The organism is Rhizobium sp. Rhizsp82 (genome assembly GCF_047325115.1).
In the GTDB taxonomy this organism is placed as follows: domain Bacteria; phylum Pseudomonadota; class Alphaproteobacteria; order Rhizobiales; family Rhizobiaceae; genus Rhizobium.
The window spans coordinates 1,127,269-1,151,991 of the sequence record NZ_CP168571.1; the positions used below are offsets into that span (position 1 = coordinate 1,127,269).

General features: G+C 63.1%; 27 protein-coding genes and 1 riboswitch. Of the genes, 19 read left to right on the forward strand and 8 right to left on the reverse strand.

Going from position 1 to position 24,723, the window contains the following annotated elements:
• Positions 1-6 precede the first annotated feature (6 nt).
• The 6 genes from ACEN84_RS29380 to thiD all read left to right on the forward strand — a co-directional run bounded on the left by ACEN84_RS29380 (position 7) and on the right by thiD (position 5,654).
• Positions 7-1,245, forward strand: a complete 1,239-nt coding sequence (locus ACEN84_RS29380) for an ROK family transcriptional regulator (protein ID WP_112712058.1) — start codon at positions 7-9, stop codon at positions 1,243-1,245.
• A gap of 34 nt (positions 1,246-1,279) precedes the next feature.
• The gene (locus ACEN84_RS29385; protein ID WP_413711521.1) at positions 1,280-2,134 is read left to right on the forward strand and encodes a sugar phosphate isomerase/epimerase family protein; all 855 of its coding nucleotides are present in this window, start codon (positions 1,280-1,282) and stop codon (positions 2,132-2,134) included.
• Positions 2,135-2,156: 22 nt separating this feature from the next.
• Positions 2,157-3,218, forward strand: a complete 1,062-nt coding sequence (locus ACEN84_RS29390; protein WP_413711522.1) for an ABC transporter ATP-binding protein — start codon at positions 2,157-2,159, stop codon at positions 3,216-3,218.
• Between the two features lie 41 nt (positions 3,219-3,259).
• Positions 3,260-3,356, forward strand: a riboswitch (TPP riboswitch).
• Positions 3,357-3,409: 53 nt separating this feature from the next.
• On the forward strand, positions 3,410-4,213 hold the full coding sequence (thiM, locus tag ACEN84_RS29395; protein ID WP_413711523.1) for a hydroxyethylthiazole kinase: 804 nt from the start codon (positions 3,410-3,412) through the stop codon (positions 4,211-4,213).
• Positions 4,210-4,845: a thiamine phosphate synthase gene (gene thiE, locus ACEN84_RS29400; RefSeq protein WP_413711524.1), complete on the forward strand. Its 636-nt coding sequence runs from the start codon at positions 4,210-4,212 to the stop codon at positions 4,843-4,845. The genes thiM and thiE overlap by 4 nt, the downstream gene beginning before the upstream one ends.
• Positions 4,842-5,654: a bifunctional hydroxymethylpyrimidine kinase/phosphomethylpyrimidine kinase gene (thiD, locus tag ACEN84_RS29405; protein WP_413711525.1), complete on the forward strand. Its 813-nt coding sequence runs from the start codon at positions 4,842-4,844 to the stop codon at positions 5,652-5,654. Before thiE ends, thiD begins: the two co-directional genes overlap by 4 nt.
• Before the next feature lie 3 nt (positions 5,655-5,657).
• Here the strand turns inward: thiD and ACEN84_RS29410 are convergent, their stop codons facing one another.
• The 4 genes from ACEN84_RS29410 to ACEN84_RS29425 all read right to left on the reverse strand — a co-directional run bounded on the left by ACEN84_RS29410 (position 5,658) and on the right by ACEN84_RS29425 (position 9,488).
• Positions 5,658-6,266: a YdeI/OmpD-associated family protein gene (locus ACEN84_RS29410; RefSeq protein ID WP_413711526.1), complete on the reverse strand. Its 609-nt coding sequence runs from the start codon at positions 6,264-6,266 to the stop codon at positions 5,658-5,660.
• A 63-nt stretch (positions 6,267-6,329) separates the two neighbouring features.
• Complete coding sequence (locus tag ACEN84_RS29415; protein ID WP_413711527.1) at positions 6,330-7,178, reverse strand: carbohydrate ABC transporter permease; 849 nt, start codon at positions 7,176-7,178, stop codon at positions 6,330-6,332.
• Entirely contained in the window at positions 7,171-8,109 is a 939-nt protein-coding gene (locus tag ACEN84_RS29420; RefSeq protein WP_413711528.1) for a carbohydrate ABC transporter permease, read from the reverse strand. The genes ACEN84_RS29415 and ACEN84_RS29420 overlap by 8 nt, the downstream gene beginning before the upstream one ends.
• A 71-nt stretch (positions 8,110-8,180) precedes the next feature.
• A complete protein-coding gene (locus ACEN84_RS29425) occupies positions 8,181-9,488 on the reverse strand; it encodes an ABC transporter substrate-binding protein (protein ID WP_413711529.1) in 1,308 nt (435 codons plus the stop codon).
• Between the two features lie 206 nt (positions 9,489-9,694).
• On the opposite strand from ACEN84_RS29425, the gene ACEN84_RS29430 reads away from it, so the two are divergent.
• The 11 genes from ACEN84_RS29430 to ACEN84_RS29480 all read left to right on the forward strand — a co-directional run bounded on the left by ACEN84_RS29430 (position 9,695) and on the right by ACEN84_RS29480 (position 20,444).
• Entirely contained in the window at positions 9,695-10,894 is a 1,200-nt protein-coding gene (locus ACEN84_RS29430; RefSeq protein WP_130283750.1) for an ROK family transcriptional regulator, read from the forward strand.
• 35 nt (positions 10,895-10,929) lie between these two features.
• Positions 10,930-12,030 carry a Gfo/Idh/MocA family protein gene (locus tag ACEN84_RS29435; RefSeq protein WP_413711530.1) on the forward strand — a complete coding sequence of 367 codons (1,101 nt, stop codon included), beginning with the start codon at positions 10,930-10,932 and terminating at the stop codon, positions 12,028-12,030.
• Between the two features lie 17 nt (positions 12,031-12,047).
• Positions 12,048-12,689 carry a ThuA domain-containing protein gene (locus ACEN84_RS29440; RefSeq protein ID WP_413711531.1) on the forward strand — a complete coding sequence of 214 codons (642 nt, stop codon included), beginning with the start codon at positions 12,048-12,050 and terminating at the stop codon, positions 12,687-12,689.
• A 185-nt stretch (positions 12,690-12,874) separates the two neighbouring features.
• Positions 12,875-13,357 (forward strand): GNAT family N-acetyltransferase, encoded by a 483-nt coding sequence (locus ACEN84_RS29445; RefSeq protein WP_112712082.1) that lies wholly within the window; start codon positions 12,875-12,877, stop codon positions 13,355-13,357.
• A 25-nt stretch (positions 13,358-13,382) separates the two neighbouring features.
• The gene (locus ACEN84_RS29450) at positions 13,383-14,405 is read left to right on the forward strand and encodes a glycoside hydrolase family 3 N-terminal domain-containing protein (protein WP_413711532.1); all 1,023 of its coding nucleotides are present in this window, start codon (positions 13,383-13,385) and stop codon (positions 14,403-14,405) included.
• 39 nt (positions 14,406-14,444) lie between these two features.
• On the forward strand, positions 14,445-16,094 hold the full coding sequence (locus ACEN84_RS29455) for an ABC transporter substrate-binding protein (RefSeq protein WP_413711533.1): 1,650 nt from the start codon (positions 14,445-14,447) through the stop codon (positions 16,092-16,094).
• 56 nt (positions 16,095-16,150) lie between these two features.
• Entirely contained in the window at positions 16,151-17,128 is a 978-nt protein-coding gene (locus ACEN84_RS29460; RefSeq protein ID WP_112712088.1) for an ABC transporter permease, read from the forward strand.
• A 13-nt stretch (positions 17,129-17,141) separates the two neighbouring features.
• On the forward strand, positions 17,142-18,020 hold the full coding sequence (locus tag ACEN84_RS29465; RefSeq protein ID WP_413712516.1) for an ABC transporter permease: 879 nt from the start codon (positions 17,142-17,144) through the stop codon (positions 18,018-18,020).
• Complete coding sequence (locus ACEN84_RS29470; protein WP_413711534.1) at positions 18,017-18,820, forward strand: ABC transporter ATP-binding protein; 804 nt, start codon at positions 18,017-18,019, stop codon at positions 18,818-18,820. The genes ACEN84_RS29465 and ACEN84_RS29470 overlap by 4 nt, the downstream gene beginning before the upstream one ends.
• Entirely contained in the window at positions 18,817-19,716 is a 900-nt protein-coding gene (locus ACEN84_RS29475; RefSeq protein WP_413711535.1) for an ABC transporter ATP-binding protein, read from the forward strand. The genes ACEN84_RS29470 and ACEN84_RS29475 overlap by 4 nt, the downstream gene beginning before the upstream one ends.
• A 50-nt stretch (positions 19,717-19,766) precedes the next feature.
• Entirely contained in the window at positions 19,767-20,444 is a 678-nt protein-coding gene (locus tag ACEN84_RS29480; protein ID WP_413711536.1) for a spermidine synthase, read from the forward strand.
• On the opposite strand, the gene ACEN84_RS29485 is transcribed toward ACEN84_RS29480, so the two are convergent.
• Genes ACEN84_RS29485 through ACEN84_RS29495 form a run of 3 tightly spaced genes read right to left on the reverse strand, consistent with a single transcriptional unit; the run spans position 20,441 to position 23,521 of the window.
• Entirely contained in the window at positions 20,441-21,238 is a 798-nt protein-coding gene (locus tag ACEN84_RS29485) for an HpcH/HpaI aldolase family protein (protein ID WP_413711537.1), read from the reverse strand. The two genes, ACEN84_RS29480 and ACEN84_RS29485, sit on opposite strands and share 4 nt — an antisense overlap.
• 18 nt (positions 21,239-21,256) lie before the next feature.
• Positions 21,257-22,114 carry a sugar phosphate isomerase/epimerase family protein gene (locus ACEN84_RS29490; protein WP_413711538.1) on the reverse strand — a complete coding sequence of 286 codons (858 nt, stop codon included), beginning with the start codon at positions 22,112-22,114 and terminating at the stop codon, positions 21,257-21,259.
• Between the two features lie 39 nt (positions 22,115-22,153).
• The gene (locus ACEN84_RS29495) at positions 22,154-23,521 is read right to left on the reverse strand and encodes an amidase (RefSeq protein WP_413711539.1); all 1,368 of its coding nucleotides are present in this window, start codon (positions 23,519-23,521) and stop codon (positions 22,154-22,156) included.
• Between the two features lie 232 nt (positions 23,522-23,753).
• On the opposite strand from ACEN84_RS29495, the gene ACEN84_RS29500 reads away from it, so the two are divergent.
• Positions 23,754-24,029 carry a hypothetical protein gene (locus ACEN84_RS29500; RefSeq protein ID WP_112712103.1) on the forward strand — a complete coding sequence of 92 codons (276 nt, stop codon included), beginning with the start codon at positions 23,754-23,756 and terminating at the stop codon, positions 24,027-24,029.
• A gap of 61 nt (positions 24,030-24,090) precedes the next feature.
• The gene (locus tag ACEN84_RS29505; RefSeq protein ID WP_413711540.1) at positions 24,091-24,528 is read left to right on the forward strand and encodes a DUF1810 domain-containing protein; all 438 of its coding nucleotides are present in this window, start codon (positions 24,091-24,093) and stop codon (positions 24,526-24,528) included.
• Here the strand turns inward: ACEN84_RS29505 and ACEN84_RS29510 are convergent.
• Positions 24,525-24,713 carry a hypothetical protein gene (locus tag ACEN84_RS29510; protein ID WP_112712107.1) on the reverse strand — a complete coding sequence of 63 codons (189 nt, stop codon included), beginning with the start codon at positions 24,711-24,713 and terminating at the stop codon, positions 24,525-24,527. The genes ACEN84_RS29505 and ACEN84_RS29510 overlap by 4 nt on opposite strands.
• Positions 24,714-24,723 lie beyond the last annotated feature (10 nt).

Sequence of the window (24,723 nt, forward strand, 5' to 3'; positions counted from 1 at the left end):
GCGATCATGAACCAGACCCCTGATGTCAAGCTCTCCCCCGATCTCAGCGGGGCCAATGTCGAGGATGCAGGTGAGCATAACCGCGCGGTCGTGCTGCGTTGCATCCACCGGCAGGCGCCGATTTCGCGGGCGGAGATCGCCAGACAGACGGGCTTCACCAAGCCGGCGATCGCCCGCATCGTCGACCGCCTGCTCGATGAGGGGCTGATCATCGAGGCGCGGCGCCGCCACGGTTTGCGCGGCCAGCCGGCAATCGAGCTCGAGATCAATCCTGACGCCTTCTTCGCGATCGGCATCAATATCGACCGTGACCATCTGACCATCCTTGCGGTCGATGCCGTCGGCAATGTGCGCGCCCGGGTCCATCACGAAAAGCGCTACATCCTGCCGGCCGAATTCATGCAGCTGTCGGCGGACGCGATATCGCATTTCCAGCGCAGCCGCCTGATCGATGACGCACATCTGGCCGGCATCGGCCTGGCGATGCCCGACTGGCTCGGCGAAATCGCCTTCCCCGGCAGGCCTGCCGACTACTGGGAATGGATGGAATTCGATGTGCGCGCCGCTCTCGAGGAGCTGACGCAGCATCCTGTTTTCATCGAAAACGAAACCAACGCTGCCGCACTGGCCGAGCTCGATTACGGGCTCGGCGCCGAGAGCCGGAGCTTCCTCTACATCGCCGTCAACGCCTGCCCCGGCGGCGGTCTCGTTCTCGACGGCAATGGCCATCGCGGCGCCATGGGCCTCAGCGGGGAAATCGGCTGGGTGCCGATCGCCGACGGCAAGGACGAAAGCACGCAGAAGGTTCGCCTGCTCGGCGAGATCTTCTCGCTGTTCTGCCTTTATCAGTTCCTTGCCGAGCATGGCATCAAGGTCAGCGTGCCCCAGGATCTCCTGACGCTCGATGCCCGCGGCAAACGGCTGGTCTCGCAATGGCTGAAGGAGATGAGCGCGCATCTCGCGGTCGCCGTCCGACATGTCGGCATGATCGTCGATCCCGATGCCATCCTGGTCGGCGGGCGGCTGCCGATCCGCATGATCGACGAGCTGTTGCGCTATGTGCATGAGCATCTGGACGCCAGCGACGGCGCCCTGCCCTCGATCCACCGCGCCTCGCTCGGCGAGGATGCCTCGGCGATCGGGGCGGCCGCCATGCCGATGGCCGCGGCGCTGATGCTGGCGTCATCGGATGAGGTTCAACGTACCCGTTCACCGCTGAAATACATGGATCGCCTGAACAATTAGCACGGCCGCTGCGGCGGCGCATGGGAGGATTTTGATGAGGATCGGTTTCTATACGTCGACGTTCAACGACCGGCCGCTTGAAGAAGTGGTGGATTTCGCGGCTTCCGCCGGTTTCGATGCCATCGAGATCGATGTCGGCGGGCACATCAAGACCCCTGACAGGGTGAAGGCCGCCGTCTCGCTTGCCCGCGAGCGCAACCTCTTCGTCTCCTCGATCACCTATTTCGGCAACCAGCTCGACGCCGATAATGCCAAGCGCAAGGATCTGCGCTCGCGCACCGCGGAATTCGCCCAGGCGATCGGCGAAACCGGCGTGCCGGTTTTCGTCATCTTCCCCGGCCGCAATGACGATGCCAGCGACGAGGCCAACTACGACGATTTTGCAACCTATGTGAACGGTTTGATCGCCGAGACCGCTTCCAGCGGCCTCACCTTTGCAATCGAGAACTGGCCAGGGCCGAAAGACAATTTCGTCGGCACGACGCCAAAGGGCTACGAGGAGCTCTTCAAGCGCATTCCCGACCGGCGTTTCGGCCTCGAATTCGACCCCTCGCATTTTCTGCGGACGGGTATCGATCCCTATCTGGCGCTGGATGCCGTCAAGGATCGCATCGCCATCCTGCATGCCAAGGACACGGCGGTCGATGCGACAGCGCTGCAGGCCGTCGGCTACCACGGCAAGGGCTGGTGGCAGTACAAGCTGCCGGGCCTCGGCTTGCTCGACTGGTCGAGGTTCCTGAAGCAGGCGCGCAGCTACGGCTTCGACGGCACGATTTCCATCGAGCACGAGGACGCCGCCTATGGCTGGCCGGGCAAGGACCTGGAGGCCCGCAAGGAGGGCGAACGCGTCGGCCTCGGCTATCTCAGAACCGTCTTGGACAAGCTTTGATCGCAGCCTGGGGAGGACGATAATGGCTCATGTTTCAGTCAATAATGCTCGCAAGGACTACGGCGCGTTCAAGGCTATCAAGGGTGTCTCGGTTGATATCCGCGACGGCGAATTCGTCGTCCTCGTCGGCCCGTCAGGCTGCGGAAAATCGACGCTGCTCAGAATGATCGCCGGGCTCGAGGGCATCACGTCGGGCGAAATCCAGATCGGCAAGCATGTCGTCAACGAACTGGCGCCGAAGGACCGGGACATCGCCATGGTGTTCCAGAACTACGCGCTCTACCCGCATATGACCGTCGCCAAGAACATGGGCTTTTCGCTGCGGCTGAAGCGCATGCCGCGGGCGGAGATCGACAAGCGGGTCGGCAATGCCGCAAAGATCCTCGGCCTCGAAAGCCTGCTCGAACGCTATCCGAAGCAGCTTTCGGGCGGGCAGCGCCAGCGCGTTGCCATGGGCCGGGCGATCGTGCGCGATCCCGCCGTCTTCCTGTTCGACGAGCCACTCTCCAATCTCGACGCCAAGCTACGCGTGCAGATGCGCTCCGAGATCAAGGAGCTGCATCAGCGGCTGCAGACGACGACCATCTACGTCACTCATGACCAGATCGAAGCGATGACCATGGCCGACAAGATCGTCGTCATGAGAGACGGGCGCATCGAGCAGGCGGGCTCGCCGCTCGACCTCTATGACCGCCCCAACAATCTCTTCGTCGCCGGGTTCATCGGCTCACCCGCAATGAACTTCATCAAGGGCGGCATGACGGATACGGGCTTCCGCACCGAGGATGGCATCACCCTGCCGAGCGACCGTCGCCCCGCGGATGCGGTGACCTACGGGATCCGGCCGGAACATTTGCAGCTCGACCCCAATGGCATCGAGATCACCACCGTCGTCGTCGAGCCCACCGGATCGGAAACACTGGTGATTGCGCGGCTCGGCGCGCAGACGATCAGCTGCGTCTTCCGCGAGCGGATCAGGGCAGCACCCGGCGATGTCCTGAAGGTGGCGCCCATTCACGATGCGGTGCACCTCTTCGGCGCCGACGAGCAGCGCATCGCCAGCGGGGAAGCCCGGCTCAACTGATAGGGCGTGACAAGCCGCCGATAATTTGCGATGACCGTGGTGTTGAGAGACAGGGGCGTTCGCCGAAAGGCGGGCTGAGAAGTACCCTTCGAACCTGAACCAGATAATGCTGGCGGAGGGAGTCGCTCGAGGCCCTTCGCTTCCATGTGCCTGGCCTCCCGCGTCTTGCCCCGCCCCAAAAGGGACGCAAGATGACGACTTCGAGATCACCCGGGCAATTGCTGACCGCGCTGCGCGCCGCACCGCCGCTCGTTCAATGCATTACCAACTATGTGGCGATGAATATCGCCGCCAATGTCGTGCTGGCCGCGGGCGCCTCGCCCGCCATGGTCCATGCCGAAGAGGAAGCCGGTGAATTCGCCGCATTCTCCGGTGCACTGACCATCAATATCGGCACGCTCTCGCCCGCCTGGGTCAGCGGCATGAAACAGGCGGCGAAGGCTGCCGCGCGCAACGGCAAGCCATGGGTTCTCGACCCCGTGGCGCATTACGCCACCGGCTTCCGCCGCGAAAGCGTCGCGGCACTTCTCGACCTCAACCCGGCGATCATCCGCGGCAATGCATCCGAAATCATCGCGCTGGCCGGCAGCGAAAGCCGTGGCCAGGGCGTCGACAGCCGCGATCCCGTCGAGCAGGCGGAAGGTGCTGCCCGCAGCATCGCGGCGCAATATGGCGCCGTTGTCGCGGTCACCGGCCCGGTCGACTTCGTCACCGACGGCACCCGCGCCGTTCGCATTTCCGGCGGCTCGCCGCTGATGCCGCAGATCACCGCGCTCGGCTGCTCGCTGACCTGCCTGACCGGCGCCTTCGCCGCGATCGCCTCTGACGAGACCTTCGATGCGACGGTTGCCGCTCTCGCAATGTTTGCCGTTGCCGGCGAACAGGCGGCACAGGAAGCCAAGGGGCCCGGATCATTCTCCTGGCGCTTCCTGGATGCTCTTGCCGCGCTCGATGGTCCGGCACTCGACGCCGCAGCAAGGATCAGCCAGGCGTGAAGAGCTTCGACCTCTCCCTTTATCTCGTCCTCGACCCGGAGCTTTGCGCCGGGTACGGGCTTGTCGAGACCGCCCGCGCAGCCGTCGCCGGTGGAGCGACCATCGTGCAGCTGCGCGACAAGACGGCAGACACCCGGCAGATGATCGAGACCGGCCGGGCGCTGCAACGGGTCCTATCCGGAAGTGGAGCACTGCTTGTCGTCAACGACGATGTGGAAGCGGCAATCGCGCTCAACGCCGATGGGCTGCATATCGGCCAGGAGGACCTCGGCGCCGCCGAGGCCCGTCGCCGCATCGGCCCTGATATGATCCTCGGCCTCTCCGTCGAGACGCCTGAACTTGCCGCAGCCGTCGATCCCGCGATCGTCGACTATGCGGGCATCGGTCCTGTTTTCGCGACGGCGACCAAGCCGGATCACAAGCAACCGATCGGCATCGCAGGCCTGGCGCAACTGGTTCGCGCCTGCCCGGTTCGCTCAGTGGCAATCGGGGGCCTGAAGGCCGAACATGTGGAGCCGGTGCTCGCGACGGGCGCGGAAGGGCTTGCGGTCGTCTCGGCGATCTGCGGCCAGCCGGATCCGCAAGCGGCGACGGCTGCAATCGCCGAACGCATCAGAAAGGCAGGACAATGATCCGCAACGTTCTCTCGATCGCCGGCTCCGACCCATCGGGCGGCGCCGGCATCCAGGCCGACCTCAAGGCATTCTCCGCCCGCGGCACCTATGGCATGGCTGTGCTCACCGCCTTGACTGCGCAGAACACCACCGGCGTCTCGGCAGTGCAGACCGTCTCGCCGGATTTCGTCGCCGAGCAGATCCGCATGGTCTTTGCCGATGTCCGCGTCGATGCCGTCAAGATCGGCATGATAGCCAATGCCGGGATCGCCGAGGCAATTGCCGATGCGCTGCATCCGCATCACGGCATCCCGCTGGTGCTCGACCCCGTGATGATCGCCAAGGGCGGAGCGGCGCTGCTCGACATCGCCGCGATCGGCGCGCTCACCGACCGTCTTCTGCCGCTGGCAACGATGCTGACGCCGAACCTGCCCGAAGCGGCAGCGCTGCTCGGCGAAGACCACGCCCAAGACCGCGATGCCATGCAGCAGCAGGCGCGCAAACTGCTGGATCGCGGACCGCGCATGGTACTGTTGAAAGGCGGCCATCTCGGCGGCACTGACAGCCCCGATGTGCTGGCAAGCGCGGACCATATCACCTGGTTCGAGGCGCCAAGGGTTCCGACGAAGAATACGCACGGCACCGGCTGCACGCTGTCGAGCGCCTTGGCCGCCGAGCTTGCAAAGGGCAAGACGCCGGAGGCAGCCGTCGCGATCGCCAAGCGATATCTCGCCGATGCCGTCGCGGCTGCCGATACGCTCACCGTCGGTTCCGGCCACGGCCCGGTCCAGCATTTCCACGCGCTCTGGGACAAGGCCGATCTATGAGGTTCAGACCTTCGGCTTCTTGTTCTGCGGATAGATCGTCTCGCCCTTCGCCAGCATCTCGACGAAGGCCGCGATCTTCCGCTCGCGGCCCGCGGGCGTCTTCATATTGTGCACGCGGAAGGCGAGCGCGAAGCGGTTCTGCGCGCTGAGCGCCGCAAGCATCGCTTGCGCGCTGGGATCGGCATCGATCGCCGCCTGCAGATCGTCGGGGATCTTCAGGTCCTTGCCGCTGCCATAAGCCCGACCCCACCGGCCATCCGCTTTCGCGGCTTGGACCTCGCGAAGGCCGTGCTCGGTCATTCGTCCCTCCTCGACGAGGCGGGCGACATTGTTGACGTTGATCTGGCTCCAGATGCTCTTCCTGCCGCGCGGCGTGTAACGCTGGAGGTAGCTCTTCTCGTCCAGGCTCTTCTTGACCGCATCGATCCAGCCCCAGCAGAGCACCGCGTCGATCGCCTCGACCGGCGTGATCGACGGCAAGCCGGATGCGACCTTGAAGATACGGATCCAGACCTCGCTTTCACGGTCGTGATGCGCAGCCAGCCAGTCGTAGAAATCCTGCTTCGTCTTGAATTCGCGAACCTTCTCCGGATCGACCTTTATCGGCGCCAACCGTCTGCTCTCCCATGATGCCTGACCGCGGCCATGTTAGCGGCCGCGGCACAAACGGCAACATCAGGATTTGACCGCACCCGCCGTCAGCCCGGCGATGATGTGTCTCTGGGCCAGGAAGAAGACAATGACGGTCGGCATGATCGTCAACGTGATGAAGGCCAGCACCAGCTGCCATTCCGTGCCGAACTCGCCGCGATAGACCATGATGCCGAGCGGCCAGGGATATTTCGATTCCGAATTCAGCATGATCAGCGGCAGGATATAGCTGTTCCAGCTGCCGACGAAGGAGATGATGCTGACGGTGGCGATGATCGGCCGCGACAGCGGCAGCGAGATGTACCAGAAGAAGCGCATGTAGCCACAGCCATCGACGAACGCCGCCTGGAACAATTCTTCCGGAAGGTTGCGAAAATAGTTTCTAAAAAGCAGGATGCTCATGCCGAGGCCGAAGGCCACCTGCGGCAGCACCACGCCCCAATAGGTATCCAGCAGTCCTAAGTCGCGGATGCGGATGAAGAGCGGCAGGATGGCGGTCGCCGCCGGGAACATCAGCCCGAGCAGGAAGTAGTTCAACAGGAAGGACGAGCCGAAGAAGCGCACATGCGCAAAGGTGAAGGCCGCCATCGACGAGACGATCAGCGTCAGCGACACCGTGAGCACGGCGATCACCAGCGAATTGAAGATCTGCAGCCAGTAGCGCTCGCCGAACAGGATATCCGTATAGTTCGACCATTGCCATGTGGCGGGCAGGCCGAACGGATTGACGCGCAGGTCGCCGAGCGTCTTGAAGCCGCCGAGCGCAGTCGTCAGAAGCGGGATCAGCACGAGGGCGGCGATCAGCGTCAGCGAGACGTAGAGATAGATCTTCGTCGTCGCGGGCATGCGAATGGTGTCGGTCGTATCAGTCATTGCGCATGAATATCCTTTTGTAGCCGAAGGCGAGCGTGACGCAGATGATGAACAGCACGACGCCGACGGCGCTGCCGAGGCCGACCTGCATGCGCATGACGCCGTAGGTGTAGAGGAAGGTCACCATCGTCTGTGTCGAGTTCGACGGGCCGCCGCCGGTGAGCGGCATGATCATGTCGAAGAGCTGCAGGGAGCCGATGACGGCAAAGAAGATCGAAAGCCTGAGCGTCGAGCCGAGCAGCGGCAAGGTGATATAGCGGAATTTCTGCCAGCCGGAGGCGCCGTCGATATCGGCAGCCTCGAGCACGTTCTTGTCCACCGACTGGAGCCCGGCGATGAACAGCATCATGTGGAAGCCGAAATATTTCCAGCCGACGACGCCGAGCACTGCATAGATCGCCACGTCCTTGTCGGCCAGAACATAGGGATTGGCCATGCCGAAGAACCCGGCGATCGCCGCGAACAACCCGTAGTCACCGTCATAGACGAAGCGCCAGATCAGGCCGGCGGCGACATCGGCAAGAACATAGGGCAGGAAGAAGATCAGCCGGTAGGTGACGACGCCGGGGATGCGATGCGCCAGCATCGTCGACAGCCAGATCGCCAGCGGCACCTGGATGGCGATGGAAACGACGATGATCAGGCCGTTGTTGATCAGCGCCTGGCTGAAGGCGGCATTGCGGAACAGCACCTGGAAATTCTTGAGCGCGATATACTCGGTCGGCGTGCCGTAGCCGTTCCACTTGTAGAGGCTGTACCAGGCAGCCTCGCCCATCGGCATGATGACGAAGAGCGTGAAGAGGATCAGCGCCGGCGGCAGGAAAAGCAGGAGCACGGCCCAGCGGTCGTGGGCGATCGAACTGCGGTTCTTTCGGGCGGCCTTGCTTGGGTTTGCCGGCCTGACGCCTGTTGAAACGGAAATATTCGCCATATGCCCTGCTTTCGCATGCGCTTGTCAGGTCCCGGCGCCAGAGGCGGCGCCGGGAGTGGGAGGCGGGAGGCTTATTGCTCCAGTTCGAAAGCGTCCTGGATCTGCTGGGCGCCGTCCTTGGAGCTCATCTGGCCCGAGACGATTTCCACCGAGACATCGTTGACGACACGGCCGACGGCAGCGCCGAGATCCTGGTCGAAGAAGTTCTGATGCCAGGTGGATCCAGCCAGCTGCTTGGCGGATTCGCCGAGTAGCGGGTTGACGACCCCATCATCGGCGCCGACGGCGACAGGCAGCAGCATGGCGTTCTTTGCCATCTCGCGTTCGTTGTCGGCGTTGGTCAGGTAAGCGAGGAAATCGAGCGCCTCCTTGGATGCCTTCTTGGTCACCGCCCAGCCGTTCAGGCCGCCGAGCGTATCGGTTGCCTTGCCGGCACCGCCTTCGACGGTCGGGAAGGCGAAGCGGCCGATATTGTCGGGGGCGAGACCCTTGCCGTCACCGGCATTCTTGCGCTGGTTAGCTTCGGTGTTTTCAAAGCCGAGGATCATCGCCGCCTTGCCGTCGCCGAAGACGCCGAGCGCCTGCGGCCAGGTCACGCCGAGATAGCCGGGCTGGAACGGTTCGAGCTTGCCAAGCTCGGCCAGATCATCGCCGGCCTTGATGATGGCGGGATCGAGGAAGCCTTCGCCCTCACCCTTCTTGGCGGCATCGAAGACCTTCTGGCCGCCTTCGCGCATGACGAGGTAGCTCCAGTAGAAGTGGATCGGCCATTTCTCACCGCCGCCACCGGCGATCGGCACGACGCCGGCATCCTTCAGCTTCTTCACCGCATCGAGGAAGTTCGCCCAGCTCTTGATATCCTCGGCCTTCACGCCTGCCTTGGCGAAAAGCTCCTTGTTGTAGAAGAAGCTGACCAGACCGACCTTGTAGGGAACCGCCCAGACCTTGCCGTCGAAGGACATGCCGTTGACGGAGGCCGGGGTGAACTGGTTGCGCAGCTTGCTACCGTCAGCGTCAAGCGCGGGGGTAACCTCCTGCAGCGCGCCGGTCTCCGACTGCTGCTTCAGGACGCCGCCGCCCCAGGTGTAGAAGAAATCGGGCACGTCATCCGACTGCAGAAGCGTCGGCAGCTTGGCCTTGAAGGCCTCGTTTTCCAGGAACTGCATCTGGATATCGACATCGGGGTGCAGCTCTTCGTATTTCTTGACGATCTCTTCCCACTTCGCCACGAATTTCGGATCGAGCTCCAGATGCAGCCATTTGACGACCGTTTTGGCCGAGGCGGCACCGGCGCCGAGCATCAGCGAGACCCCTGCGGCGGCGGCCAGAAATGCAATGCGCTTGCCGCGAAGGGCCAGGCCCTTGTGCATATACGTCATGATTTTCCTCCCAGGGGAACTGTCCTCACCAATTTTTCCCCAATGCGGAATAATTCAATGGAGCTTGACCCGATTGTCAACCCGACCGCCTGATTTTTTGCCATTCACGCTTGACAGTGGGCAGGATGTGCCTGTTATTTAATTCGTACCCCGACGAAATTATGTGGCTGTTTCGGCCAGAGATGCGATTGCCCGGCTAGTTTTTCATGAAGACCGCAGATCCCGAATTGATGCGTGCAATCAATCGCTTGAACGTGCTGGACACGATCCGGCGCCACGGGCCGATTTCGCGCGTGGAGATCAGCGAGCGCACCGAACTGTCGACGACAACCGTCTCGGCAATCACCGCATCGCTGCTCGACGACGGCCTGATCCTGCCGCGCCACGAAGGCGATATCCGCAACGAGGCGGCGCGCGGCAGGCCGCGTGTCATGCTGGAACTGAACCCGGATGCCGCGCGCGTCGTCGGCGCCAAGATCGCCGCCAACCGGATGATCTTCGTCGTCACCGATTTCCGCGGCGACGTGCTCTCGAAGCTGACGCTGCCGATCCGCATCGACCGCCAGCCGATCGCCGTGATCGCCGATCTCGTCGAGGATGGCGTGCGCCGCTGCGTCGTCGATGCCGGGCTGTCGCTGGAGGATGTCGATACCGTCTGCCTCGGCCTGCCCGGCGTCATCGAGCACCGCACCGGCCATGTGCGCAGCAGCCCGATCTTCCGCGATGTGAACGTGGATTTCGCGGCCGAGATGACGGCGCGCCTCGGCACATCGACGATCGTCGAGAGCGACGCCCATGCGATCACGCTTGCCCATCACTGGTTCGGCAAGGCCCGTGATCTCGAAGACATGGTGTTGATTTCGCTCGAACAAACGCTCGGGCTCGGGGTGCTGCACGGCAACCAGCTGTTCCGCGGCGCCGGTGGCCTCAGCCACAATCTCGGCGACCTCGTGCTCGGCATGGGACCGCAAGGAACAGTCCGGCTTTCGACCCAGGCGGGCGAGAGCGCCATCCTTGGAGACCAGCAGGCGGACGGACGTTTCGCCGAAGCGATCCGTCTCGGCCGCGGCATGACCCATGCCCAGGCGCTGATCAAGGCCGAGGACAATACGCTGATCGCCTCGGCGATCCGCGCCGGTGAGGCCGTGGGTCTGACGATCGCCAATATCGTCACCCTGTTCGCCCCACCGCGCGTCATTCTCGTTGGCTCCAGCCTGGCGCTCGGCGAACCGTTCCTGAACAGCCTGCGGGATGCCTATGCGGTAGCGATCCCGCCGTCGCTGAAGGGCGTCACCGAACTCGTCTTCGACGATTCCAGCGACGATTTCTGGGCACAGGGTGCTGCCGCCGTCGCGCTCTACGAACTCTATGAATCGCCCTGGAGCACCACGGGGCCGGCGCTCTAGGGCGCTGACAACAGAATATCCATCGGGAGGAAAGCATGGAAAAGGTCGGTATCGGCATCATCGGATGCGGCAATATTTCGGGCGCCTATCTGAAGGCGATGGCCTCCTTCCCGATCCTCGAGATCAGGGGCGTGGCCGACCTCAACCGCGAACTCGCCGACGCCAAGGCCGCTGAATTCAATGTTCCCGCAAAGAATATCGATGAGCTCTTCGCCGATCCCAAGATCGAGATCATCGTCAATCTGACGGTGCCGAAAGCCCATGTCGCCGTTGCGCTGCAGGCGCTTGAGGCAGGCAAGCACACCTATTCGGAAAAGCCGCTCGGCATTAATTTCGCGGAAGGGAAAAAATTGGCGGAGGCCGCCAAGGCCAAGGGTCTGCGTATCGGCGCAGCACCCGACACCTTCCTCGGCGGCGGCCACCAGACGGCCCGCACACTGATCGACAAAGGCGTGATCGGCCAGCCGGTCGGCGGCACCGCCACATTCATGTGCCCCGGCCACGAGCGCTGGCATCCGAACCCGGCCTTCTATTATGAGGTCGGCGGCGGGCCGATGCTCGATATGGGTCCCTATTACATTACCGACCTCGTCAATCTCTTCGGCCCGGTGGCGCAGGTCGCGGGCTTCGCTGTCTCACCGCGCAAGGAGCGCGTCATCACCAGCGAGCCGCGCAACGGCGAAAAAATCCCGGTTCACGTGCCGACCCATGTCGCAGGCGTCATGGCGTTTGCCAATGGTGCGGTCGTGCAGATCGGCATGAGCTTCGATGTCGCCGGGCACAAGCATGTGCCGCTGGAAGTCTACGGCACCGAGGGGACGCTGATCGTTCCGGATCCCAACCATTTCGGCGGCGAAGTGCAGTTCCTCAAGAAGGGCGGCAGCTTCGAGCCGCAGGAACTGACCTCGCCTTACGCCGACGGCAATTACCGCTCGATCGGCGTCGCCGATCTTGCCCATGCCATCCGCTCGAACCGGCCGCACCGCGCCAATGGCAGCCTGGCGCTGCATGTGCTCGAGGTCATGGAAGCCTTCCATACGGCGTCCGAGAGCGGCCGCACGGTCACCATCACCACGGCAACCGAGCGGCCCGCGCCGCTCTCGGAATCGCTCGTCGACGGGCGGCTCGCCAAGTAATTTCAGGAGGAATGGAAATGCGTGAAGCACTGATCGTCTGGGGCGGATGGAGCGGCCACGAGCCGCAGGAATGCGCCGCCATCATCAAGGACATGCTGGAGGAGGACGGCTTCAAGGTCTATGTCGAGCACAGCACCGAGGCTTTCGCCGACCCATCCGTGCACGACCTCAGCCTCGTCGTGCCGATCGTGACGATGTCGAAGATCGAGAAGGAAGAGATCAAGAATCTCGCGGCCGCCGTCGAAAATGGCGTCGGCATTGCCGGTTATCATGGCGGCGCCGGCGACAGCTTTCGCGAGTGCGTCGAATACCAGTTCATGATCGGCGGCCAGTGGGTCGCCCACCCCGGCAATATCATCGACTACAAGGTCAATATCACCCGCCCGGACGATCCGGTCATGGAGGGGATCACCGACTTCCCCTACGCGTCGGAGCAATATTACATGCATGTCGACCCGTCGAACGAGGTGCTGGCGACGACGACGTTTACCGGCGACCACGCCTACTGGATCGATGGAGTCGTCATGCCCGTCGTCTGGAAGCGCAAATATGGCAAGGGCCGCGTCTTCTATTCCTCGCTCGGCCACCAGGCCAAGGAATTCAGCGTGCCGCAGATGAAGACGATCTTCCGCCGCGGCGCCAACTGGGCAGCCAGGTAAATATCTGATCTTTCGCGTTTCTTTGATGGCCCGGCCCTGCGCCGGGCCATTTTCATTGGGCGCGGCACGGCGCGGCCTTCTGTCATCCGCCAGATTCCCTGTTGACAAGACTGCTCGAAATCGCGAAGTCTATGTCATTAAAAGGGGATACATTCCGTAATAACGGAATATATGGAGGATCACAGGTGCCCGACCTGCTGGTGAGCTTATATTCGAAAAAGCTCGACGAACTCAAATCAAAGGCGGTTGAAACCGGCGTCAAAATCCGGCCTGCCTTGCCGCCGGAAATGCATGTCGTCACCTCCTGGGTCCGCGAACATTTCAGCGAGAACTGGGCAAGCGAAGTTACCGTCGCCTTCTCCCGCCAGCCGAATGCCTGCCTGATTGCCGTCGAGGACGGAAAGCTGCTTGGCTTCGCCTGCTACGACACGACTGCCCGCGGCTTCTTCGGCCCGACGGGCGTTGCCAGGGAGGCTCGCGGCAAGGGCATCGGCCTGGCGCTGTTTTCCGCCTCCCTGCAGACCATGAAGACCCTCGGCCACGCCTACGCCTTCATCGGCGATGCGGGGCCCGTCGATTTCTACGCCAAGACCGCCGGCGCCGTGCCGATCCCCGCGCCTGACAAGGGCGTTTACGAAGGCATGCTCAGAAGCGCGCCGAAGACCTGAACATTTCAAGACCGGAGCATAAAGAGTGTCCAAGACCCCCCTCGCCCTTTTCGTCGGCATGCCGAATCCCACCCTGTCGGACGACGAATTTGCGATGTTTCGCGAAACCAATCCTCTCGGCCTCTTCGTCGGCCGCCGCAACCAGAAGAACCCGGAACAGGTCCGTATCCTGATCGAGCGCTTCCGCGAAGCCGTCGGCCGCGAGGACGCGCCTGTTTTCACCGACCAGGAAGGCGGACGCGTTCAGCATCTGGACGCCGGTCCCTGGCCGCTGTTCCGCAGCTTCGGCGCCTTTGCCGAGCTCGCCGGACGTGATTTCGAACTCGGCAAGCGGGCCCTTCGTCTTTCCTCCCAGGCCATGGGGGCGATGATGACGGAACTTGGCCTTTCAAGCGGCTGCTCGCCGGTGCTCGATCTCGTCTTTTCGACGACGAGCGCCGTCATCGGCGCCCGCTCCTTCGGCCCGGATCCAGATTTCATCGCCGCCCTCGGCCGCGAGGTCGTCGATGGTCTGCTCGAAACCGGCAACATGCCTGTCATGAAGCATATCCCCGGCCACGGCCGCGCGACGCTCGATTCCCACAAGGAACGCCCTGTCGTCGACGCCTCCCGCGAAACGCTCGAAGCGACCGATTTCAAGCCCTTCGTCGCGCTGAAGGATACGCCCTGGGCCATGGTCGCCCATGTCGTCTATTCGGCCTATGACAAGGAACTGCCCGCCTCCATCTCGCCTGTCATGCATGACGTGATCCGCAAGGACATGGGCTATGAGGGCGTGCTGATCTCCGACTGCATCTTCATGGAATCGCTGCAGGGCACCATGCCGGAGCGCGTCGCTCAGGTTCTGGATGCCGGCTTCGACATCGCGCTCCACAGCCATGGCGACATTCCGGAAAGTGAAGCGGCCGCCAAGGCCGCCCGCCCGCTGACCGACGCAGCGATCGCCCGCATCGAGGCCGGCAAGGCCCGCCTCGGCAATCTCAAGATCGACGTCCGCGCCGCGCATGCGGAAGTCGAGGACATGTTCAAGACCGTGCTGGCCGCCTGACCAGCACGGATCGCGAAGTAACCAAGCAAGGGGAATAAAGTGAAAAAATACATATTCGCCGCCGCGACAGCTCTGTCACTGCTGTCCGGCACCGCCATGGCGCAAACCGTTTTGACCGCGAACATCGAGCCGGCAACGACCTGGGTGCGCAACTTCAACCCGTTCAACCAGACGTCCTCGCGCCAGTCGACGCTCGACTTCATCTACGAGCCGCTCGTCATCTTCAACCGCTTCGACAGCAACAAGCCGGTCTATCGCCTCGCCGAAAGCTTCAAGCAGTCGGATGACCTGAAGACGATCGAGTTCAAGCTGCGCGACGGCCTCAAGTGGTCGGACGGCAAGCCGCTGACCTCCGCAGACGTCAAGTTCACCTACGAATATCTGAAGAAGTTCCCGGCGCTCGATTTCGTCAGCATCTGGAGCTTCATCACCGGCGTCGAGGCCGTCGACGGCCAGACCGTCCGCTTCACGCTGAAGGACCCGAGCTCGCTCGCCGCCGAGCAGCTGTCGCAGCTGCCGATCGTTCCCGAGCATGTCTGGAAGGACGTTGCCGATCCGGTCACCTTCGCCAACGAGACCCCTGTCGGCAGCGGCCCGCTCACCGAAGTTCCGCGCTTTACCGGCCAGACCTATGACCAGTGCCGCAACCCGAACTACTGGGATGCCGAGCACCTGAAGGTCGACTGCATGCGCTTCCCGCAGCTCGCCGACAACAACCAGATCCTGACGGCGACCGCCGACGGCACGCTGGACTGGGGCGTCTCCTTCATTCCTGACATCGACAACGTCTATGTCTCGAAGGACCCGGACCACTATCACTACTGGTATTCGCCGAGCAGCATGGTTGCCTTCCTGTTCAACCTGGAAACGGGCAACGAAGCCAACAAGAAGGCCTTCAACGACGTGAAGTTCCGCCGCGCGGTCTCCATGGCGCTCGACCGCAAGACGATGATCGACGTTGCCGGCTACGGCTACCCGACGCTGAACGAAGACCCGGGCCTGATGGGCGAGCTTTACAAGAGCTGGGCGGATCCGTCCGTGAAGGCCGACTTCGGCAAGTTCGCCGCCTATGATGCCGACGCCGCAAAGGCGCTGCTCGACGAGGCCGGCTACAAGGACAAGGACGGCGACGGCTTCCGCGACAACCCGGATGGTTCGAAGATCTCGTTCACGATCATCGTTCCGAATTCCTGGACCGACTGGATCGACACCGTCAACATCGCCATCGAAGGCATGCAGGCGGTCGGCATCGACGCCAAGATCGAAACCCCCGAGGAAGCCGTCTGGACCTCGGACCTGATCGAAGGCAAGTTCGACGCCGCGATCAACAGCCTGCCGGCATCGTCTTCGCCGTACTATCCCTACAAGCGCGCCTTCAGCGCCTCGGACAAGGGCAAGACGCGCTTCACGGCGCAGCGCTGGTTCAGCCCTGAAGTCGAAGACCTCGTCACCCAGTTCACGCACACTGCCGATCTCGACAAGCAGAAGGAAGCGATGAACAAGGCTCAGCGCATCGTCGCCGAGAACCTGCCGATGATCCCGGTCTTCAACAATCCGAACTGGTATCAGTACAACACCAAGCGCTTCACCGGCTGGTCGACCAAGGAGAACCCCTTCGTCAATCCGTCCATCTCGCGCACCAACCCCGCTCGCCTTCTGAACCTGCTCGCCCTCGAGCCGGTCAAGTAAGCAACGGAGCTTCGGGAGCGGCGCCCCTACGCCGCTCCCGATTTCACGGAGTTTCCATGGCTTTCCTGTTACGCCGCCTGGCCTTCTATCTGGCAGCCTTCATCGCGGCGGCGACGATCAACTTCTTCCTGCCGCGCCTGATGCCGGGTGATCCGGTGCAGATCATGTTCTCCAGCGCCGGCGCCGAATTGCCGCCCGAGAGCCTGAACGCGCTGAAGCTCACCTTCGGCTTCGTCGATGGCCCGCTCTGGCAACAATATCTGACCTATCTCGGCAGCATCTTCACCGGCGATCTCGGCCGGTCGATCAAGTATTTCCCGTTGCCGGTCACCTCCGTGCTCGGTCACGCGCTCGTCTGGACCGTCGGCCTGATGGGCAGCGCCACGATCATCAGCTTCACCATCGGCAGCTTCCTCGGCATTCTCGCCGCATGGCGCCGCGGCAGCGCTTTCGACGTCATCGTCTCGGTCGTCGCGATCTTCGCGACCTCGGTTCCCGCCGTCGTCACCTCGCTGATCGTCGTTTTCATCTTCGGCTTCACGCTCGGCTGGTTTCCGAACGGCTATGCCGCCGATCCGTCGCTCGATCCGGCCTTCACGCTGCAATACATCGGCAGCGTCCTCTACCATGCCTTCCTGCCGATGATGACGCTCTGCGCCGTCATGACCGGCGGCTTTGCCGTGACCATGCGCAACAACATGATCAACCTGCTCGGCGAAGACTATATCGTCATGGCTCGTGCCAAGGGCCTCTCCGACCGGCATGTGATGATCTGGTATGCGGCCCGCAACGCGCTGCTTCCGACCGTCTCGTCGCTGGCGATCGCCATCGGCACCATTCTCGGCGGCTCGCTGGTCACCGAGGTGGTCTACAACTACCCAGGCATGGGCAACATTCTCTATCAGGCGATCCTGGCACGCGATTATCCCGTCATCCAGGGGCAGCTGCTGATCATGACCACGACCATGCTGGTCGCCAATTTCATCGTCGATGTCAGCTATGTGCTGCTCGATCCGCGGCTGAAGGGAGCGTGACATGAAGACCCTCATTTCCGGGCTCCTGCGTAATCGCAAGGCGCTCGTCGGCGTCGCCATCATCCTGTTCATCATCATCGTCGCCATCGCCGCGCCGCTGATCACGCAATATGACCCGACCGCCCGCACCGGCCGGCCGCACCAGGCGCCATCGCTCGATCACCTGCTCGGCACGACGCGCATCGGCCAGGACGTGTTCTCGCGGCTGATCTACGGCGCGCGCACCTCGCTTGCCGTCGGCTTCGGCGCCGGCCTGCTGATCACCATCGTCGGCACCGCGCTCGGCATCATCGCCGGCTATCGCGGCGGCAAGACCGATGAAGTCATCAGCTTCTTCACCAACATGGTGCTCGTCGTTCCGAACCTGCCGCTACTCCTCGTGCTCGCCGCCTTCATCGGCCAGGCCAGCCCGCTCGTCATCGCGCTGATCCTCGGCGGCACCTCCTGGGCCTGGGGCGCGCGTGTCACCCGCGCCGAGACGCTCTCGGTGAAGCAGAAGGATTACGTCAAATCGGCCGAAACGATGGGCGAGCCGCAATGGCGCATCATGATGTTCGAGATCTTCCCGAACGTCATCTCGATCGTCGGCATCAATTTCATCGGCAGCGTCATCTTCGCGATCATCACGGAAGCGACGCTGGAATTCCTCGGCCTCGGTGATCCCAAGGTCGTGTCCTGGGGAACCATGCTCTACAATGCACAGAAGGCATCCGCCCTTTCGGTCGGCGCCTGGTGGGACATCCTGACGCCCTGCTTTGCTCTTGCACTGCTCGGCATCGGCATGTCGCTCCTGAATTTCGCGGTCGACGAGGTCGCCAATCCGCGGCTTCGCACCGGTGGCCAGCTCGGCCGCTGGAAGGCACTGATCCGCACCGGGGAGGGCCGTCTGTGAGCCAGCCGCTTCTCTCGGTCAAGAACCTGACCATCGACTATATCGGCGAGGAAAAGGACTTCCGCGCCGTCGACGATGTGAGCTTCGACGTCGCCCCCGGCGAGGTCTTCGGGCTCGCCGGCGAATCCGGCTGCGGCAAGAGCACCATCGCCTTCGCCATCAGCCGCCTGCACAAGCCGCCGGCGCTGATCCGCAAGGGCAGCGAAATTCTTCTCGCCGGCCGCGACGTGCTCGATCTCGACAAGCAGGCGCTTGCCAATTTCCGTTGGCGCGAAGTCGCCATGGTGTTCCAGAGCGCCATGAACTCGCTGAACCCGGTGCTGCGCATCGAGGACCAGTTCTATGACGTGCTGAAGACGCACAAGGGCATGACCAAGGCGCAGGCGCGCGAGCGCGCAGCCGAGATGCTCAAGCTCGTCGATATCGCCCCGGACCGGATGCGCAACTATCCGCACCAGTTTTCCGGTGGCATGCGCCAGCGCATCGTCATCGCCATCTGCATGGCGCTCGATCCCAAGCTGGTCGTCATGGACGAGCCAACGACGGCGCTCGACGTCGTCGTCCAGCGCGAAATCCTGCAGCGCATCAACGAGCTCCGCCGCCAGTTCGGCTTCTCGGTGCTGTTCATCACCCATGATCTCGGGCTGATGGTGCAGTTCTGCGACCGCATCGGCATCATGCTCGCCGGCAAGCTTGTGGAGCAGAACACGGCCGAGGCGATCTACAAGACGCCGCAGCATGACTACACCAAGAAGCTCTGGGCCTCCTTCCCCTCATTGCATGGAGGCGTGCTCGCATGAGCGAAGCGATCCTCTCTCTCGACAAGGTCAACAAGACCTTCGGCCACGGCAGCTCCACGGTGCATGCGGCGCGCTCGATCTCGTTTTCGCTGCATCCCGGCCGGGCGCTGGCACTGGTCGGCGAATCCGGCAGCGGCAAGACCACCTGCGCCCGCATGGCGATGCGCGAATATGCGCCGACGACAGGCCAGATCCTATACAAGGGAAAGCCGGTGGACGCCGCCGGCCGTGCCGAACTCTCCGACTACCGGCGCTCGGTACAGATGATCTTTCAGGATCCGTTCGCCTCGCTGAACCCAGCGCACACGATCGCCTATCACCTGACGCGGCCGCTGAAGCTGCATCGTCCCGACATCAAGGCATCGGCGATCGATGCGACCGTGCGCGAGCTTCTGCAGCGTGTGCGGCTCGACCCCGATATCGTTGCCGCCAAGTATCCGCACGAGCTCTCGGGCGGCCAGCGCCAGCGCGTCAACATTGCGCGTGCGCTTGCGGCAAAGCCGGAGATTATCGTCGCCGACGAGCCGACCTCGATGCTCGACGTTTCCGTGCGTCTCGGCGTCCTCAACCTGCTGAACGAGATGAAGCAGCAGATGAATCTCGGCCTTCTCTACATCACCCACGATATCGCCACGGCACGCTATGTCGCCGAGGATATCGCCGTGATGTATTCCGGCCAGATCGTCGAATGGGGACCGACAGCCGATGTCATCGACAACCCGATCCATCCCTATACGCGGCTGCTGCTTTCCGCCGTGCCGGATCCGGATGTGCGCTTCGACGATCCGAAGACGCGGCTGAAGCCGGAAGAGGTCGACGGCATCCGCAAGGCTGCCGCCGCGACGCAGGACACCATCGTCGAGGCATCGGCCGGACATTTTGCCCGCAGCCTGTGACTTGCGCCCTTGCCTATGCTAGGGGAGCGGCCGAATAGAAGGCAAACGGCATGCTCCCCTGGATCGAACTCGACAAGGCAACCATTCCCGGCGACGGCGGCGAACTGCGGCTGAAGCAACGCGGCTCGGAATTCTCCATCATGCTCGGCGCCAACGAGCTGATGAACAGCCGTCTCAGCGGTTCGGAAGAAGCACTGGCCACCCTCTCCTACGAGCGCATCAAGGGCCGCAAGCGGCCGAAGGTGCTGATCGGCGGTCTCGGCATGGGCTTTACGCTCCGGGCAGCGCTCGCCGTCCTTCCCGATGATGCCGAAGTGGTGGTAGCCGAGCTTGTGCCAGCTGTTGTCGCCTGGGCGCGCGGCCTGATGGCCGAAGTCTTCAAGGGATGCCTCGACGATCCGCGCGTGGCGATCTTCGAAGGCGATGTCGGCGAAGCGATCCGCGCCGCGAAGGCCGGGTTCGATGCGATCCTCCTCGATGTCGATAACGGTCCGGATGGACTGACCCGGAAATCCAACGACCGGCTCTACGATTACGGCGGCATCAACGCCGCCAAGGCCGCGCTGCGCGGCGGCGGCGTTCTCGCCGTCTGGTCGTCAGGCCCGGATACCAGCTTTACCCGGCGCCTCAAGGATGGCGGCTTTGCCACCGAAGCGGTCAGCACGCGCGCCGGAAAGGGACGCGGCGCGCGCCATGTCATCTGGCTGGCGGTGAAGCCCGGCCGTTAGCGCTTGAAACCCTTGCGGGCTGCCGCGATCTCGCGGGCGGCTCCGTTTCGGATCTGCGTGGAATCGCCTGCCGCAATCACCAGATCGCAACCCAGCGTCAGCATCTCGCCGGCGCGTGCGCCGTCGCTGCCGAAAGCGCAGACGAACTTCTTGTGCGCCCGGCAGCGGGCGATCACATGCGACAGCTCCTTGTCGACCTCAGGCGTATCCGGCGCCACCTTGGCGCCGTTCGAGAGCGCGATCGACAGGTCCGAAGGACCGACGAAAATGCCGTCGATGCCTTCGACGCCGAGAATGTCGTCGACAGCCTCGAGCGCAGCGCGGGTCTCGACCATGGCGATCGTCACCGTCAGGTCGTTTGCCGTCTTGAGGTACTCGGAGGCCGGAATGCCGACATGGTTGAGCGCCAGGCTCGGACCCCAGCTGCGCTCGCCGAGCGGCGGATATTTGGTGAAGCTGACGAGCGCTTCGGCATCCGCCTTGGAATTGACCATCGGCGCGATGATGCCGGAGAAACCGGCATCGAGAAGCCGCGAGGCGGCCGAGAAGTCGCCGACCGGAATGCGCGCCAGCGCCGGTTTTCCGGCAACCCGCACCTGGGCTACGGCGGCCGCAGCAGTGCCGAGGTCCCACATGCCGTGCTGCATGTCGAGGACGAGGGAGTCGAAGTCCTCCTGCGCCAGATGATTGACCATCAGCGGCGAGGGAATGCCGATCCAGGCCGAAACCAGGCCGCCATGGCCGCCCTTCCTGATCTTTGCTGCGAAGCCGTCGATTGGCGATGGGGCGCTCATGTCATGTCTCCTTGCATTTCAAGCGATTGCGCGTTGGCGCGTTTCCAAGAAGTCCTCGATAAAGGCCTTCTGCAAAAGGATGCCGTCCCACTCGTCGGCGAAGAAGGGTGAGTCGTAGATCAGCGTGAAGGGGCCGGCATAACCGGCGGCACGGCAGGCTTCCAGGCACTTGCCGTAGTCGTCAGCATCGAGGCCTGATGCGTTGTAGTCGGCCTTGGCGTGGCAAAGCTCGGCGCGGCCCATGATATCGGCGAGACCGGCATATTTCGCAGGCGCCGACCAGTTGCCGAGGTCGCCGTTGAGGCCGATCTTGCCTTCGAGACCGTCAAGCAGCCAGTTCATCTGCTCGGGTGCCGGCAGCAGGTCGAACCAGTTCTCAACGACGACGCGGATACCGCTGCCTTCGGCCTGCGCGGCTAGCCATGTCAGGTTCGTCAGCGCGCGCTGCAGGCTGTCTTGCGACGGCTTCTGCTTGCCTGCGATGACGCGCATGTTCTCCGCGCCGAGCGCCTTGGCGATCTCGATCCAGCCGGCAATCCAGCGGATATCGCGCTCGCCGGTTTCGGGATGGCTCGGGTCGCCGTCTTCAACGAGCAGCGTCTGGAACAAGACGCCCGATGCCTTCATCGCCGCGCGGAACTCGGCGAGATAGGCCGGATCGAGGCTCGGCAGATGAAAGGAGCAGAGCTCCAGACGGTAGATACCGCGCTCGGCAAGCTGCTTCGGCAGCTCGATCAGCGAGGCGCCGCCAGCGCCATACGGCTCCTGGCGAGCGGCGCTCTTTGCCGGATCCGGGCTATAGGGATAGGTCGGCCCGAGCAGGCGGTGCAGCGACCAGGTGGAGACCGCGAAGCGGCCGTTCGGCAATGACGTCATTATCTTACTCCTCCGATTTCAGATAACTTTCGGGCCGTCTCAGAACCCCTCCTGCACCACCGGCTCGATCGCCAGCGCCGCCGAAAGCAGCGCTTCGTCGTGGTTTGCAGGCGCCGAGAGCAGGAAACCGACGGGCATATCGGCATCGCCGCGGCCGCAGGGCATCGAGACGCCGCACCAGTCCAGGAAATTGCCGAGCAACGTGTTGCGAAGCGTCTTGCCGTTGGTCGCAATGAACAGATCGTCGTCCTGTTCCAGCGGCGCGATCGGCGGGGCAACGTGGGCGACGGCAGGAAAGGCCAGAAGACGATTGCCGATCAGCGATTCCGAGGCGGCGATCATCTTGGCTCGCGCTTCCAGGATCGCCACGTAGTCGGCCATGCTGGTGCGCTCGCCAAGCCGGGTGCGCAACACGACGCGATGGTCCATGCCATCGGCCTCGGGGCCGGAAAGGCGCTCGCGATGAAGCGCAAAGGCTTCCGCCGAAGCCAGCGGACCATGTTTCGCCATCAGCGCGATGATCTCGTCGAAGACCGGCATTGCGATCCTGGCGAATTTCACGCCGACGCGCGAAAGCCGTTCGACGCTCGCCTCGAAGGCCGCAACCACGCCCGGTTCGGCACCGTCGAAGACGATGTTCTCGGGAATGACGATCTCCAGGCCGTCAATACCACGGCGGCGGACTTCGGACGCCGTTCGCCCACGCATCGCCGCGTCGATCCAGACGGCATCCTGCACGGTGCGGCAGAGCGGCCCCAGCGAATCCAGGCTCTTGGCCAGCGGAAACACGCCATCCATATCGTAGCGTCCGCGCGTCGCCTTGTAGCCGGTAATGCCGTTCAGCGCGGCGGGGATGCGGACGGAGCCGCCGGTATCCGTACCCATCGCCACCGGCACCAGACCGGCGGCAACGGCCGCGCCTGCGCCGGACGACGAACCGCCCGGTATGCGCGGCTGGTCCTTGCCGTGGGGATTGTGCGGCGTGCCGTAATGCGGATTGACGCCGAGGCCGGAGAAGGCAAACTCGCTCATGTTGGTCCGCCCGAGCGCAATCATCCCCGCCTGCTTCAGCGCCGTGACGATCGCCGCATCGCGCTTTGCAGCCGGCGCGCCGGCAAGAATCTTCGAACCTGCCGTCGTCGCCATGCCCTCGATGTCGAAGAGATCCTTCCAGGCGATCGGGATGCCATCGAGCACGCCGAGCGAACGGCCCTGCCTAACGCGCGCGGCCGACGCCTTGGCTTCGGCAAGGGCGCGATCCTCGGTCAGCGAGATGAAGATCGCCTGATCCGGATAGGATTTGATGCCTGAAAGGATCGATTCCGTCACTTCGACGGGATCCGCTTCACCGCTTTGAATAAGGACAGAAAGCTGCGCAATGGACATTGCGCCATATGATTTGGTCATGGAGAAAATCCGCAATCTCTGCTGGCTCAAAGACCTACCGCGGATCGCCCGTCATCGCCAGTACCGGATCGGGCAATAACGTCTATTGATGTCATTTTCTGAACACTGCGTTTGCCAAGCGACGGCTTAAATTTGATGAGGCGGCTACATAAATGTGTGGCGCACGCGGGCTCCCACCTGCTGTGAGCGGTGGCTCATATCAGGTCTCGCGGCAATATTCGGAGTTCATGCCATGACCAATTTTGACAGTTTTAGCGCCGGCGACGGCGAGCAGGATTATGCCGAACATGTGAAGGCCCAGCGGCTTTCCGGCATAGAGCGGCTCGTTGTCGTCGCAGCGATCGCGCTCCTTGCGATCGTCGGCCTCACCGGCCACTTCACCACACCGGTCGCAACCGATCCGGTGACGACCTCGGCAATCGCCGCGCCGGTCACTTCCGTTCCACACCCTCATCACCATCTCGATTCCTGCCGCGAATACAGCCCCTACGCGGAAAAAGGCTGCTGACGGCAGCGACATGGAAATCCACGCGGCCTCCCATATCTTCCCCGCATAAGGGAGGCGCCCCATGTCCAGTGATCTCAATTTCGATCTCGACCGTTTCATCGACGCGCAGAACGGCCTCTACGGCCAGGCTCTGTCGGAGCTGAAGGCCGGGCGCAAGCGATCGCACTGGATGTGGTTCATCTTCCCGCAAATCGCGGGCCTCGGAACATCGTCGATGGCGGAGAAATACGCCGTCCGTTCCGCCGAGGAAGCCGCCGCCTATCTCGCCGATCCGATTCTCGGAACGCGGCTGCTTCGCTGTGTCGATGCGATGCTCTCGGTCAATGATCGCAGCGCGCACGATATCCTGGGCTCGCCCGACGACCTGAAGTTCCGGTCGTCGCTCACGCTCTTTGCCGCAATCAGCGACCACGGGTCTCCCTTTCACCGGGCGATCGACAAATATTATGCGGGGGAATTCGACAAACGCACCGTCGAGCTTCTGGACGCCGCCAACTAGCGGCCAGGGGAATGTTCCAGATTGTCGATTTCCTGGGTGACTTCACTCAGGCGCTGGCGCAGATCGGCTTCGGTGCCGTCTTCAACCTCCTCGTCACCAAAGCAGTCGCGCGCTTCATGAAGCTCGAGCTTAGCTTCCAGCTCGGCGCGCTTGGCATACAGGCGATGGAGGTAAGTGTAGTTCATCTCACTGCCA